Raw genomic sequence first — 13,168 nt, forward strand, 5'->3', positions numbered from 1 at the left:
TGCGCATGTCAGAGGAAATGGAAGCCGACCTGGAACAGCTTCTCCACCTTCTGCACGAGCTTCTTGCTGGTACAGAAGACGATCACGTGGTCGTCCTCCTCGATCACGGTATCGTGGTGGGGCATGAGCACCTCACGCCGGATCACGCGTCCATCCTCGTTCTTCACGTCGCGCACGATGGCGCCGATGCTGGTGCCGCGCGGCAGCGCGACCTCCTCGATCGCGCGCCCGACCACCTTGGAGTCCTTGCGGCTGCCGTGGGCGATGATCTCGAGCGCCTCGGCAGCGCCACGGCGCAGGCTGTGCACCGCGACCACATCGCCGCGGCGCACGTGTGCGAGCAAGGTGCCGATCGAGGTGTGGGCGGGCGAGATCGCGATGTCGATGGGTCCGCCCTGCACCAGATCGACGTAGCTCTTGCGGTTGATCAGCGCCAGCGTGCGCCGCGCGCCCATGCGCTTGGCGAGCGAGGCGGACATGATGTTGTCCTCCTCGTCGTTGGTCAGCGCCACGAACAGGTCGGTCTCGTCGATCCCTTCGCCCTCGAGCAGCTTCTCGTCGGTCGAGTCGCCGCGCAGCACCAGCGCGTGCGACAGCTGCGAGGCGAGCATCTCGGCGCGGCTGCGGTTCAGCTCGAGGATCTTGACGTGGTAGTTGTCCTCGATCGACTGCGCCAGGCGGAAGCCGATGTTGCCGCCGCCGGCGATCATGATCCGCCGCATCGGGCCGTCGGAACGGCGCAGCTCGCGCATCACCTGGCGGATGTGCACGGTGGCGGCGAGGCAGAACACCTCGTCGCCGGGCAGGATGATGGTGTCGCCCTCGGGCATGATCGGCTCGCCATTGCGGTAGATCGCGGCGATGCGGACTTCGACGTTGGGCAGGTGAAAGCGCAGCGCCTTCAGCGGGTGGCCGACCAGCGGGCCGCCCTCGAAGGCGCGCACGCAGATCAGGCTGACCACGCCGTCGGCGAACTCGAGCACCTGCAGGGCCTCGGGGAAGGCGATCAGGCGCTTGATGTAGTCGGTGACGACCTGCTCGGGGCAGATCGAGAAGTCCACCGCGAAGTTGTCGTCATCGAGCAGCTCGGGGTGATCGACGTAGTCGGTCGAGCGCAGGCGGGCGATGCGGGTGGGCAGGTTGTAGAGCGCCTTGGCGATGCGACAGGCGCACAGGTTCGTCTGGTCGGACTGGGTGACGGCGATCAGCAGGTCGGCATCGTCCGCGCCCGCCTCCCTGAGCACGCGCGGCGACGCGGCGTTGCCGCAGACGGTGCGGATCTCCAGGCGCTCGCGCAGGGCGGCAAGGTATTCCTCGCTGGTATCGACCAGGGTGATGTCGTTCGCCTCCGACACCAGGTTTTCCGCGACCGACGCCCCCACCTGCCCGGCGCCGAGAATGATGATCTTCACCCTGTTCTTCCGACTGAATGCAAGAGCGCGATTCTACGCCCGCCGCCCATGGCGACAAAGCGAATGTTGCGCTGCAACAAAACGCCCGCCGCGCTACGCTGAGCCCTGGCGCGCCGCGCGGCCCCGCTCAATGCTCCTCGTGACGGCGGCCGGCCTGCAGGCCGAGCTGCTTGAGCTTGCGGTAGAGGTGGGTGCGCTCGAGACCGGTCTTCTCCGCCAGCCGCGTCATGTTGCCGCCCTCGAGGCGCAGGTGGTGCTCGAAGTACATGCGCTCGAAGGCCTCGCGCGCCTCGCGCAGAGGCTGGTCGAGCGAGACTCCGCAGGCGCCGGCGGCAAAATCCGGCGGCAGCAGGCGGCGGACCTCGCTGGCGCCGATCTCCTCTTCCAGCGTGCCGAGCGCGAGCGACTTCACCGCTGCGCGCAGTTCCGGGTAGCCCCCCGGCCAGGGCAGGTTGCGCAGCTGGTTGAGGGCGGCGGTGGAGAAGCGGCGCAGGGGTACCTCGCCGGCCTCCACCAAGTGGAGCAGCAGCTGGCTGGCGAGCTCGGGCAGGTCGTCGCGCACGTCGGCGATCGAGGGCGGCGCCAGGCTGACCTCGAACAGACGGCTCAGCAGGCCCTCCTCCCAGCCTTCGCCCACCAGCCCCTCGAGACTGCGATCGGTGGCGACCACCAGGCGCAGGTCGTAGCGATCGAGGCGATCGAGCGCAAAGGCGAGGTTCTTCTGCTGCGCGCGGGTCAGACGGGCAAGCTCGGCGACGAACAGCACGCCGCCATGGGCGGCCTGCAGCTGGCTGATGTCGATCGGCGCGCTCACGCCGGCGAGATCGAGCCAGGGCGCATTGGGCGCCTGCACGCTGCGTGCGACGAGCTCGGCCAGGGTGCCGCTGCCGACGCGCAGCAGCAGCACACGTGAGCTGCCGGTGATCTGCTCGACGCGACGCTTGAGTTCGCGCAGCGGCACCGAGCGGGTGAACGCGGCCAGCGTCAGCGGCGCCGGCGCGCCCGGCGCCTGCGGCCGCTGCAAGCCGCGCTTGACCGCCGCGAGCAGCTTCTGCAACGCGATCGGCTTCTCGAGATAGTCGATCGCGCCGATACGCGTGGCCTCGACCGCGGTGTCGATGGTGCCGTGGCCGGACATCATCACCACCGGCATGTTGAGCTGGCCGTTGGCCGCCCACTCCTTGAGCAGGGTGATGCCGTCCGTGTCGGGCATCCAGATGTCGAGCAGGACCATGTCGGGCCGCACCGCATTGCGTGCAGCACGTGCGGCGGTGGCATTCTCGGCCAGCAGGATGTCGTGCCCCTCGTCGCGGAGGATCTCGGAAAGCAGCTCGCGGATGCCGATTTCGTCGTCAACGATGAGTATTTTTGCCATTGGATTTCTTCAAGCTTCGTTGTGTTCGGCCAGCCGCAGGCGGATGCGCACTTCCGCCCCGCCGCCCTCGCGATTGCTCAGGCGCACGTCGCCACCGTGTTCGTCGACGATCTTCTTCACCATCGCCAGCCCGAGGCCCGTGCCGCGCGACTTGGTGGTGAAGTAGGGTTCGAAGGCGCGCGCCAGCACCTCGGCGGGAAAGCCCGGACCGTTATCGCGGAACAGCAGCAGCGCGCGGTCGCCCTCGCGCCGCGTGAGCACGCGGAGCTCGCCATCGTCCTGGCCGGCGAGCGCATCCTGCGCATTCTGCAGCATATTGTGGATTACCTGTCTGATCTGCGTCGGGTCGCCCTGCACCGGCGCCAGGTTGCTGCCGAGCTCGGTGCGGATGTGCACCGCGGCGCTCTCGTAGAGGTGCAGCACCTCGCGGATCAGTGCGTTGAGATCGATCGGCGCCAGCATCGGGGCGGGCAGGCGCGCGTAGTCGCGGAAGGCATTGACCAGGTTCTTCATCGCCTCGACCTGGTTGACGATCGTCGAGGTGGCACGCTCGAGCATCTCGCGGCCGCTGTCGTCGAGGCGATCCGAGAGCTTGAAGGCCAGGCGCTCGGCAGAGAGCTGGATGGGCGTGAGGGGGTTCTTGATCTCGTGCGCGAGGCGGCGGGCGACCTCGCCCCAGGCCGCGGTGCGCTGGGCGGTCACGAGGCTGGAGATGTCGTCGAACACCACCACCAGGCCACCGCCGGTGCTCGCCGGCAGGCGCGACCCGTGGATCAGCAGGGTGCGCGGCGTGCTGTCCTTGACCGGCAGCTCCATCTGCTGCTGCCAGTCACCGTCGTGGGTGGAGAAGCCCTCGCGCAGCACGTCACGCAGCGCGGCGTGCCGTGGCCAAGCCTCGAGCGTGATGTCCTCGAAGCCGGCGAGGTCATCGTCGAGGATCTGCAGCGCCCCATGGTTGGCCGCGCGCAGGTGGCCCTCGGGCGAGAATGCGAGGACGCCAGTGGAGAGGTTGGCGAGCACGGACTCGAGATAGGCGCGCGCGGACTCGACCTCGGCACGGTTGCGCTCCGCGCTGGCACGGGCCTCCTGGAGCTGGCGGGTCATGCGGTTGAAGGACTGCGTGAGCACGCCCAACTCGTCGTTGGCAGGCAAGGCCTGGCGCGGGCTGAAGTCGCCCTGCGCCACCGCCTGCGTGCCCTCGGCGAGGATCAGCAGCGGCGCCGCCAGACGGCGCGCGATCAGCACCGCCACCGCGAGCGCACCGAGCAGGGCGAGCAGGAGGGTGAGGCTGAGGGTGACCGTGTAGATGCGCTTGAGTCCGCTGCGCCCGAGCGTGAGTTGCTGGTATTCGCGGAAGGCCTCCTGCACCGCGTCGGCATGACGTGCGAAGGACTCGGGCACCGACTGGCTGAGCAGGAGCAGGCGCGCCTCGCCGGCGAGGGTGCGAATCGGGATCGCGGTGATCACGCGGATCACCAGGCGGCCGTCGGGCAAGGCATCGACGGTGTGGTGCTGGCGCACCTGCCGTGCCTGGCGCAGCTCGGCCGGATCGGGAAGATCGGGCAGCAGCGTCTGGCCCGACTCGGAAGCGGTGGCGAGCACCTGGCCATTGGCGGAAAGAATCGTCGCGCTGGTCACGCCGGACTGTTCGCGCAAGCGGTTCAGACGGGTCGCTGCGCCCTGGGTCGTGCCCTCGAGGTCGAGCACCATGTCGTCGGCCTTGTCGCGGACCTGGGTGACCAGATAGTCGAGCGCATTCTGGCCAAGCGCGATGCCGCCTTCGAGCGCCGAGTCGACGCGGACGTCGAACCAGGACTCGATGCTGCGCACGACGAATTGCAGCGATACCGCGTAGATCACCAGCCCGGGCACCACGCCCATGAGCGCGAACATCAGCACGAGGCGGTACTTCAGCCGCGACCCGAACTGCTGGGCGCGGTACTCGCGCCAGAGCTGGCGCAACTGCATGCCGACGAGGCCGCCGAGCACCACCACCATCGCGCCATTGAGGGCGAGCAGATAGGGGTAGCTGGTGGCGAAAAGCTCGGTATTCGCGCTCGCCGAGGTGAGCAGGAACAGGGAGATACCGGCCAGCGCGGCAGCAACGACGAGAAGGATGCGCTTCATCGGAAACCCGGCGCTCCGGGCAGGAAGGTCCACCGCATCCACTCGGTGCCGATGTTCCAGTCACTGCTGCCGATCGCGGTGACCTGGAAGGGCTTGGGCAGCTGGCTGGTATCCAGGCGGAAGCGCAGCGACACCTCGTGCGAGACGCCTGCCTCGAGCTCGTCGGGCTTGGCGACCTGCCAGTTGCGCACGCGCTGCATGGTGCGCAGCGCCGCATCGAGGTTGTCGAAGTTCTGGTGCAGCGCGCCGATCGAAAGCCTGTAGCTGCGCGTGATGGCGTGGTAGGAGAGGCGGTAGTCGAGGCTGCGCTCGACGACCGTGGCGTTGATCCAGTACCAGCGCGGACGCTCGATCACTAGCTCGGTGGTGAAATAGAGCGACACGCCGCGGTCGACCGCGTCGACCAGGCGCGGGTTGAGCTCGAGATCGATGTCGGCGTTGAGCACATAGCCCTCTTCGCTGCGCACGATCTCCGCGCTGCGGATCACCCCGTCGGCCTGGGCCGCTAAGCTCAACACCGCCACGAGCATGCACGCCAGCCAGCGCAGCGCTGGCAGGCTGCGCTCAAGCACGCTTGCGCAGCAGCGCGAAATAGAAGCCGTCATGTTCGGCATCGGGCAGCAGCTGAAGGTCTGGGCGACCCTGGATGGGCAGGCGTTGGGCATCCGCATGGCGGGCACAGAAGCGGGCGATCTGCGCGGCGTTTTCCTCGTCGAACACCGAACAGGTGACGTAGAGCATTGTGCCACCCGGCGCCAGCGTGTGCCAAAGCGCCTCGAGGATTTCCGCCTGCTGTGCGGCAAAGTGCACGACGTCGGTGTCGCGCCGCAGCCACTTGATGTCCGGATGACGACGCACCACCCCCGATGCGGAGCACGGCACATCGGCGAGGATACGGTCGAACGGACGTCCATCCCACCAGTCCGCCAGCATTCGGCAGTCGGCCACCTTGAGCTCGGCAGCAAGCCCGAGGCGGGCGAGATTGAGCTCGACGCGGCGCGCGCGCTGCGGGTCGAGCTCGAGCGCGAGCAGAGCGAGGTCGGCGCGCTCGAGCAGGTGGGCGGTCTTTCCCCCGGGGGCCGAGCAGGCGTCGAGCACGCGCTCGCCGGGCTGGGGATCGAGCAGCCCTGCGGCCCACTGGGCGCCCGCATCCTGAACCGACACCCTGCCCTCGGCATAACCCGGCAGAAGCGCGACCGGCAGCGGCGCATCGAGCACCAGCGCGTCGTTGTCGACGCGGCGCGCGCTGCGCCCTGCGCCGGCGAGCGCCTCGATCGCGGCCTGGACCGTGCCGCGGCGCGGATTCACCCGCAGGGCCATGGGGGGCCGGGTGTTGCCGGCGGCGAGCACGGCCTCCCAGTGCGCCGGATGCGCCGCCCGCACGCGCTCGATCCACCAGCGGGGAAAGCCATGGCGGGCTTCGGGGTCGCGCGCCTCCCAGACGGGCCACTGCTCGCGCTGGCGCAGGGCATTGCGCAAGACGCCATTCACCAGGTTCTTGAGCCCGGGCATGATCGACGCCGCCGCCTGCACGGCCTGGTCGACCACCGTGTGCGCCTGCTCGGGGCGCTGGCGCAGGCGCAGCAATGCCACCAGCAGCAGGGCGTGAATCGGGATCGCCGGAGGCGTATGGAGCAACTTGTCGAGCACGACACCGCCGCGCCTGAATTCGCGCAAGGTGCTCCACGCGAGGTCTCGCACTGCCCCGCGGCTGGCCTCGCTCCAGTCGGGGTGCGCGGCCTGCATGCGCTCGAAGGCGTCGGTGAGGTTGGCGCCCTCGAGCACGGCCGCCACCAGCTCCGCGGCCCAGACGAGCGACTGGGCGAGGCTGTCGGGGGCAAGCGCTGGGGCGCGCGCATGGGTGGCGGAGGCACGGCGAACGGCAGGCCTGCCGGAGCGGGATGAGGAATTCACGTTAGAGAGCTGGGGCCGCAGGCGCGCCCCGCCGGCTCACGCAAGCAGGGCACGCAGGTGATTGGGAAGGGCGAACTGCGCGCAATAGACCGCGCCGTTCAGGTGCTGCAGCGTGGCGATGCCACGCGCCTCCAGGCGCGCATCCACCTCGGAAGCGGAAAGTGCCTGAGGGTCGAGCGTATCGGACGCGCAAGCCAGGCCCCACAGGCTACCGTAGAGCGGAATGTAGAGGAAGTACGGGCTCACATGCGCGAACACGCCGCGCAACCGGCGAACGAGCGCCTGTACGCGTTCCGCCTGATACACCGGGGTGCCGATGTGCAGGCTGAGTGCGCCGCCCGCGTTCAGCAGGGCCCGGCAGGCAGCGAAGAACTCGGTCGCGTAGAGTGCCTCGGCCGGCCCCACCGGATCGGTGAGATCGAGCACGATGAGGTCGTAGCGATCGCCGCGCGCGGGCGCCTCCTCCATCACGTAGCGCAGGCCATCACCGATCCGGATGTCGACGCGTGGATCGTCGAGCGCGCCGCGGTGCACCGCGTGAAGATAGCGTCGAGAGATGTCCACGACCTTCTCGTCGAGCTCGGCGAGAACGATGCGCTCCATGGTCGGATACTTCAGCAGCTCCTCTGCCGAGCCGCCGTCGCCACCGCCGATGATGAGCGCGCTGCGCGGCCTGGGATGCGCCAGCCCGGGCACATGGATGATGTTCTCGTGGTAGTGGAACTCGTCGCGCTCGGAGGTCATGAAGCAGCCATCGAGGCGAAACAGGCGACCGAAGCGGGGGGTCTCCCAGACCTCGTAGGCCTGCCAGGCCGAATGTCCGGATTCGAGCAGGCGCCCGCCGTGCAGGAAGTAGCCGGCGTCCTCGCACAGATACTCGGCCAGCGCGCCCGCCGGCAGCGCGGTCTTCGACTCCGGCATCGCTCAGGCCTCCACCGGTAGCCGGCCACGAATCACCTCGTGGCGAACGGTCTCCTCCGGCGCAAGGGCGTCGATGACGCGCTGGAACACATGGCGCGCACGATCGCTGTTGTCGCGGGAAAAGTTGCAGACGTACACGTCGAGCGTGACATCGCCCGTCTCCGGCCAGGTGTGGATCGCGAGATGAGACTCGGCGAGGACGACGGTACCGGTGACACCGGCGGGCTCCCCTGTTTCGTCCTCGAATTGATAGAAGTAGGCGCCCAGAGGGCTGAGGCCGGCGTTGCGGCACTCGCTGACACACAGGTTCTCGAGGGCCGCGCGTCGCGTCAGAAGCTCAGCGTTCGGCCGGCAGCGGTAGATGTCCGCAATCAGATGGAGTCCGTTCATTTCCCCGTGTCTTGGCAAGGTGAATGGAACGGCGAATTCTAACATGGGGACCCAATGCAATATTTCCGCAAAGATATCCAGTCGTGTTTCACGTGGAACACACCGCCGCTCAGCGCAGGAAGGTGTCGTAGGTGAGGCGGGCGATCAGCACCAGCACGACGCCGAGGAACATTCTTCGCACGAAGCCGGTGCCATGCCTGAGCGCCATCCGCGAGCCCAGCACGGCGCCGCACAGATTGCAGGCGGCCATCAAGGCCGCAAGCTTCCACATCAGTTCGACGTTTCCGACGAAGAACGCGATCGCCGCGAGGTTCGTCGCCACGTTCAGGATCTTTGCAGACACCGACGCACGCAGGAAATCCATGCCGAGCAGGCGGATGAAGAGAAAGATCAGGAAGCTGCCGGTACCCGGGCCGAAGAAACCATCGTAGAAGCCGATCACACCGCCAATCGCGACGGCAAGTGCCGCAGAGCGTCGTCCATGCTCGGGCTCGTTGGACGCCGACCCCAGATCCTTGCGCATGAAGGTGTAGACCGCCACCAGCACGAGCAGCAACAGGATCAGCGGACGCAGGACCGAAGGATCCAGATACGCCACTGCCCGGGCCCCGTACCAGGAGCCGACGAGGGCCGCTACGGCGCCCGGACCGGCGACGCGCCACGGTATCGCCACCCGACGACTGTATTGAATCGCAGCGCTACTGGTGCCAATGACGCTCGCGAGCTTGTTCGTGCCGAACAGGGTTGCCGGGGAGGTGGCCGGGAAGGCAGTGAATAGGGCTGGAAGCTGGATCAGACCACCGCCACCAACGATCGAGTCCACGAAGCCGGCGAAGAAGGCAGCAAGCCCGAGCGCAAGAAAAACGAAATCGATATCCATGGACGCTGTTTCACGTGAAACAGGGAAGGACAAGAAGCCCCGGCACACGCCGCGCGCCGGCCCCCCTCCCCCACTGGCAGGGCCGCGGAGCCCCGCAGCGCGCTGCCTCTACTTGCCGATGCAGAAGCGGGAAAAGATGACCCCCAGAAGGTCATCCGCGGTGAACTCGCCCGTGATCTCTCCGAGCTGCTCCTGAGCCAGTCGCAACTCCTCGGCGAACAGCTCCAGTGCCGCCAGCTGGCACCCAGCCGCCTCCACATGCGCCAACGCCTCGCGCAGGGCGACCAGATGCCGCTCGCGGGCAAGAATCACATCCTCGCCGTGGGCATGCCAGCCCGCGATCCGCAGCAACTCCTGGCGCACCAGCTCGACACCATCGCCGCTGCGCGCCGACACCTGCAGGCACACTCGTCCGTCATCGACACGGCGCCCGGCAGGCAAGCCGAGGAGGTCGATCTTGTTGAGTACGGTGATGCGCTCGACCGCCTCGGGCAATTTCAGATCGATCTCCTCCCTGCCCGCATCCTCGCGACCGGCATCGACCAGCCGCAGGATCACGTCCGCGCGATCGATCTCCCGCCAGGTACGCTCGATTCCGATCCGCTCGACCCGGTCCGCGGTCTCGCGCAAACCTGCCGTGTCGATGATGTGCAGCGGGATGCCCTCGATCTGGATGGTCTCTCGCAACGCATCGCGGGTGGTACCCGCGATCTCGGTGACGATCGCGCGCTCCTCGCCGGCAAGCTGGTTCAGCAGGCTCGACTTGCCTACGTTGGGCTCACCCACCAGCACCACGTTGAGGCCGCTGCGCAGCAGCGCGCCCTGTCGCGCCCGATCGAGCAGGCTCTCGAGCCGGGCCCGGACCTCCTCCAGCCTCGGCAGCGCGCGCGCACGCTCGAGGAACTCGATCTCCTCTTCCGGAAAGTCCAGGGTCGCCTCGACCAGCATGCGCAGATCGATGAGCGCATCGACGATGCGATGCACCTCTTCCGAGAACTGCCCCGACAAGGAACGCACGGCCGAACGCGCCGCCGCAGCGGTCGAGGCCTCGATGAGGTCGGCGACGCTCTCGGCCTGCGCCAGGTCGAGCTTGCCGTTGAGAAAGGCGCGCCGGGTAAACTCGCCCGGCTCGGCGAGACGGGCGCCGAGCTGCAGGCAGCGCTCGAGCAGCATCTGCATGACCACCGGACCGCCATGGCCCTGCAGTTCGAGCACGTCCTCGCCGGTGAAGGATGCCGGCGCCGGGAAATGGAGAAGAAGGCCCTCGTCGATCGCGCGCCCTTCCGCGTCGCGGAAGGCGGTGAAACATGCGACCCGCGGGCGCGGCTCACGCCCGCACAGCGCCTGGGCGAAGCCGGCCAGGCCGGCTCCCGAGACGCGGACGACACCGATGCCGCCGCGGCCCGGTGCCGTCGCGATTGCGGCGATCGTGTCAGGCGGCCTTGCTGCCGGGCTTTGCACTTTCGATCATCCGCGTGATCTGCCACTGCTGGGCGATCGACAGGATGTTGTTCACGACCCAGTACAGCACCAGACCGGACGGGAACCACAGGAACATGAAGGTGAAGACGATCGGCATCGCCATCATCACCTTCGCCTGGATCGGGTCCGGCGGCGTCGGGTTGAGCTTCATCTGGATCAGCATGGAGGCGCCCATGATGATCGGCAGGATGAAGTACGGATCCTTGGCCGAGAGGTCCTGGATCCAGCCCAGCCACGGCGCATGACGCATCTCGACGCTGCCGAGCAGAACCCAGTACAGCGCGATGAACACCGGAATCTGCACCAGGATCGGCAGGCAGCCGCCGAGCGGATTGATCTTCTCGGTGCGGTAGAGATTCATCATCTCCTGCTGCATCTTGGCCTTGTCGTTGCCGTACATCTCCTTCATGCGCTGCAGGCGCGGCCCGAGGACTCGCATCTTGGCCATCGACTTGTAGCTGGCCGCCGACAGCGGGAAGAAGATCGCCTTGAGCGCTACCGTGACCAGGATGATCGCCCAGCCCCAGTTGCCGGTGAGGCTGTGGAACCACGACAGCACCCAGAACAGCGGCGCCGCGATGACGGTCAGCCAGCCGTAGTCGACCACCAGGTCAAGGCCCGGGGCGATGCCCTCGAGCTTGTCCTGCTCCTGCGGACCGGCATAGAGGCGGGTGCCTACGGTCGCCGTCGCGCCCGGCTCGACCGCCGCCACCGGCAGGATCACACCGGCCGAGAACAGGTTGTTGCCGAGTGCGCGGGCGAAGTACTCACGCTGCACGCCCTGCTCAGGCAACCAGGCACCGACGAAGTAGTGCTGCACCATCGCCACCCAGCCGTCGTTCGCCGTCTTCGGGAACTTGGCGTCGCCGTCGGTGATGTCCTGGAACTGCACCTTCTGGAACTTGTTGGCCTCCGTGAAGAAGGCCGGGCCGGTGAAGGTGGTGACGCCGAAGGCTTCGACCTGCTCCGCCGGGGTGCCGTCGCGCGTGAGCTGGAAGTAGGCGTGCGGCGTGATCGCCTGGCCGGAGCCGTTGCGGATCTCGTAGGACACATCGACCAGGTAGCTGCCGCGGGCAAAGCGCATCACGCGGGTAACCTGCACGCCGTTCTGCTCGGGCGCCTGCAGGCGCAGCTCGACCGTGTCCTCGCCGTCCTTCAGGCGCAGCTCGCTGGCAGGCAGCGCGAATACGGTCTTGTGCGTGGGCAGACCCTCGCCGATCAGGCCGGACTGGGCTGCGTACTGGTGACGCGTGGTGCCGTCGTCGAACAGCACGAAGTTGCCGCCGGCCTCGCCGCTCGCCATGTGCTGCTTGAGCTCGAGACGAACGATGTCGCCGCCCTGGGCGGAAATCTCGGCGCGCAGCAGGTCGGTCTCGACCACCATGCGCGGCGCGGCCGTGACGGCTGCGGACTGTTCACCCGGAACGGCGGACTGACCCGGCGCGGCGGCGCTCAGCGAGGGCGTCGGCACCGCACCGTCGGCCGGCGAGGCGACGCCCGCTGCGGCCTGCTGCGCAGGCACGGGAGGCTGGTTGTGCTTGAGCCAGCCATCCCAAAGCATGACCAGCGCGAAGGAGAAAACCAGGAAGAGGATGAGGCGGCGTTGATCCATCGGAGTCGTTCTGTCTCAGGTCAGGGAACGGGATCATACCCGCCCGGATTGAAGGGATGACAGCGCCCCACCCGTCTGAGGGCCATCCAGCCGCCACGCAGCGCGCCATGGCGCTCGATGGCTTCGATCGCGTATTCGGAACAGGTCGGGTGGAAACGGCAGTTGCGCCCGAGCATCGGACTGATCGCATAGCGGTAGAAACGCACCAGCGCGATCAACAGAGTCTTCATGTGCGAGGCAACCTTTGCAGCAGGGCAAGCAGATCGAGGTGCAGCTCGGAACGGGTCGCCTTCGCCACCGGCGCATGCAGGCGCACGACGAGATCCATCGCCGGCAGAGACTGACGATGACGCCTGAAGGTTTCGCGCGCGATACGCTTGACGAGATTGCGCACGTTGGCGCGCTTGGCGAGCTTCTTGGCGACCACGACGCCCAGGCGGGCGGTGTCGAGCGCATTCGGGCGGTAATGAAGCATGTAGTAACGCCCGCGCAACGCACGCCTAAAAGCAAAAACGGATGAATACTCATCCGTTTTATGCAATCTGTGAGCGCTGCGAAAACCTTGGTCAGCGCCCGAGGGCGACGTCACCTCAGACTGCGAGGCGATGACGGCCCTTGGCACGACGTGCGCGGATGACCGCACGGCCGCCACGGGTCTTCATGCGGACCAGGAAGCCGTGGGTGCGCTTGCGACGGACAACGGAGGGCTGATAAGTGCGTTTCATGATCGGACTGCCAGTGTTAGGTCAAACGCGAGAGTTAAATGGATAATCCCATGTTTGTCAATAAGAATTTTTAGTCGAGCCTGTGGATAAGTCCGTCCGGGAGGTTTAGAATGACGCACTTTCGTGCCCCCGGCCCGCAGCGCGACTGCATCGGCCACTGCAAGCAAATGTCGCCGTCCGAGCGCACTGCAGGCACGCACCCCGACACAACCGCCGTTTCGCAATCCGGCTGCACAGGCGCCCCGCCGCCTCGAGCACAGAACCTTGCTGCACATCGAATCACACGCCCACGCCCCGACACCTCACCCAGCCCCATCGCCCATCCACGCC

The 13,168-nt window shown here is 67.4% G+C and carries 13 protein-coding genes; all 13 read right to left on the bottom strand.

Annotated elements, in window-relative coordinates; all coding sequences use genetic code 11:
• Positions 1 to 8 precede the first annotated feature (8 nt).
• Entirely contained in the window at positions 9 to 1,412 is a 1,404-nt protein-coding gene (trkA, locus tag AAG895_RS18900; protein ID WP_345793508.1) for a Trk system potassium transporter TrkA, read from the bottom strand.
• Between the two features lie 127 nt (positions 1,413 to 1,539).
• Positions 1,540 to 2,787 (bottom strand): response regulator, encoded by a 1,248-nt coding sequence (locus AAG895_RS18905; protein WP_345793509.1) that lies wholly within the window; start codon positions 2,785 to 2,787, stop codon positions 1,540 to 1,542.
• 9 nt (positions 2,788 to 2,796) lie between these two features.
• On the bottom strand, positions 2,797 to 4,914 hold the full coding sequence (locus AAG895_RS18910; RefSeq protein ID WP_345793510.1) for an ATP-binding protein: 2,118 nt from the start codon (positions 4,912 to 4,914) through the stop codon (positions 2,797 to 2,799).
• A complete protein-coding gene (locus AAG895_RS18915; protein ID WP_345795342.1) occupies positions 4,911 to 5,444 on the bottom strand; it encodes a DUF4390 domain-containing protein in 534 nt (177 codons plus the stop codon). The genes AAG895_RS18910 and AAG895_RS18915 overlap by 4 nt, the downstream gene beginning before the upstream one ends.
• A 34-nt stretch (positions 5,445 to 5,478) precedes the next feature.
• Positions 5,479 to 6,711: a 16S rRNA (cytosine(967)-C(5))-methyltransferase RsmB gene (gene rsmB / locus AAG895_RS18920; RefSeq protein ID WP_345795343.1), complete on the bottom strand. Its 1,233-nt coding sequence runs from the start codon at positions 6,709 to 6,711 to the stop codon at positions 5,479 to 5,481.
• Between the two features lie 153 nt (positions 6,712 to 6,864).
• A complete protein-coding gene (speE, locus tag AAG895_RS18925; protein WP_345793511.1) occupies positions 6,865 to 7,749 on the bottom strand; it encodes a polyamine aminopropyltransferase in 885 nt (294 codons plus the stop codon).
• A gap of 3 nt (positions 7,750 to 7,752) precedes the next feature.
• A complete protein-coding gene (gene speD, locus AAG895_RS18930) occupies positions 7,753 to 8,139 on the bottom strand; it encodes an adenosylmethionine decarboxylase (protein WP_345793512.1) in 387 nt (128 codons plus the stop codon).
• A gap of 109 nt (positions 8,140 to 8,248) precedes the next feature.
• On the bottom strand, positions 8,249 to 9,019 hold the full coding sequence (locus tag AAG895_RS18935; protein WP_345793513.1) for a TSUP family transporter: 771 nt from the start codon (positions 9,017 to 9,019) through the stop codon (positions 8,249 to 8,251).
• 108 nt (positions 9,020 to 9,127) lie between these two features.
• Positions 9,128 to 10,480 (bottom strand): tRNA uridine-5-carboxymethylaminomethyl(34) synthesis GTPase MnmE, encoded by a 1,353-nt coding sequence (mnmE, locus tag AAG895_RS18940; protein ID WP_345793514.1) that lies wholly within the window; start codon positions 10,478 to 10,480, stop codon positions 9,128 to 9,130.
• Positions 10,452 to 12,113 (bottom strand): membrane protein insertase YidC, encoded by a 1,662-nt coding sequence (gene yidC / locus AAG895_RS18945; RefSeq protein WP_345793515.1) that lies wholly within the window; start codon positions 12,111 to 12,113, stop codon positions 10,452 to 10,454. Before yidC ends, mnmE begins: the two co-directional genes overlap by 29 nt.
• A gap of 20 nt (positions 12,114 to 12,133) precedes the next feature.
• Positions 12,134 to 12,343, bottom strand: coding sequence for a membrane protein insertion efficiency factor YidD (gene yidD, locus AAG895_RS18950; RefSeq protein ID WP_345793516.1), 210 nt, complete (start codon positions 12,341 to 12,343; stop codon positions 12,134 to 12,136).
• Complete coding sequence (gene rnpA, locus AAG895_RS18955) at positions 12,340 to 12,654, bottom strand: ribonuclease P protein component (protein ID WP_345795344.1); 315 nt, start codon at positions 12,652 to 12,654, stop codon at positions 12,340 to 12,342. Before rnpA ends, yidD begins: the two co-directional genes overlap by 4 nt.
• A 49-nt stretch (positions 12,655 to 12,703) precedes the next feature.
• Positions 12,704 to 12,838, bottom strand: coding sequence for a 50S ribosomal protein L34 (gene rpmH, locus AAG895_RS18960; RefSeq protein ID WP_002926183.1), 135 nt, complete (start codon positions 12,836 to 12,838; stop codon positions 12,704 to 12,706).
• Positions 12,839 to 13,168 lie beyond the last annotated feature (330 nt).

The organism is Thauera sp. JM12B12 (genome assembly GCF_039614725.1).
In the GTDB taxonomy this organism is placed as follows: Bacteria; Pseudomonadota; Gammaproteobacteria; order Burkholderiales; family Rhodocyclaceae; genus Thauera.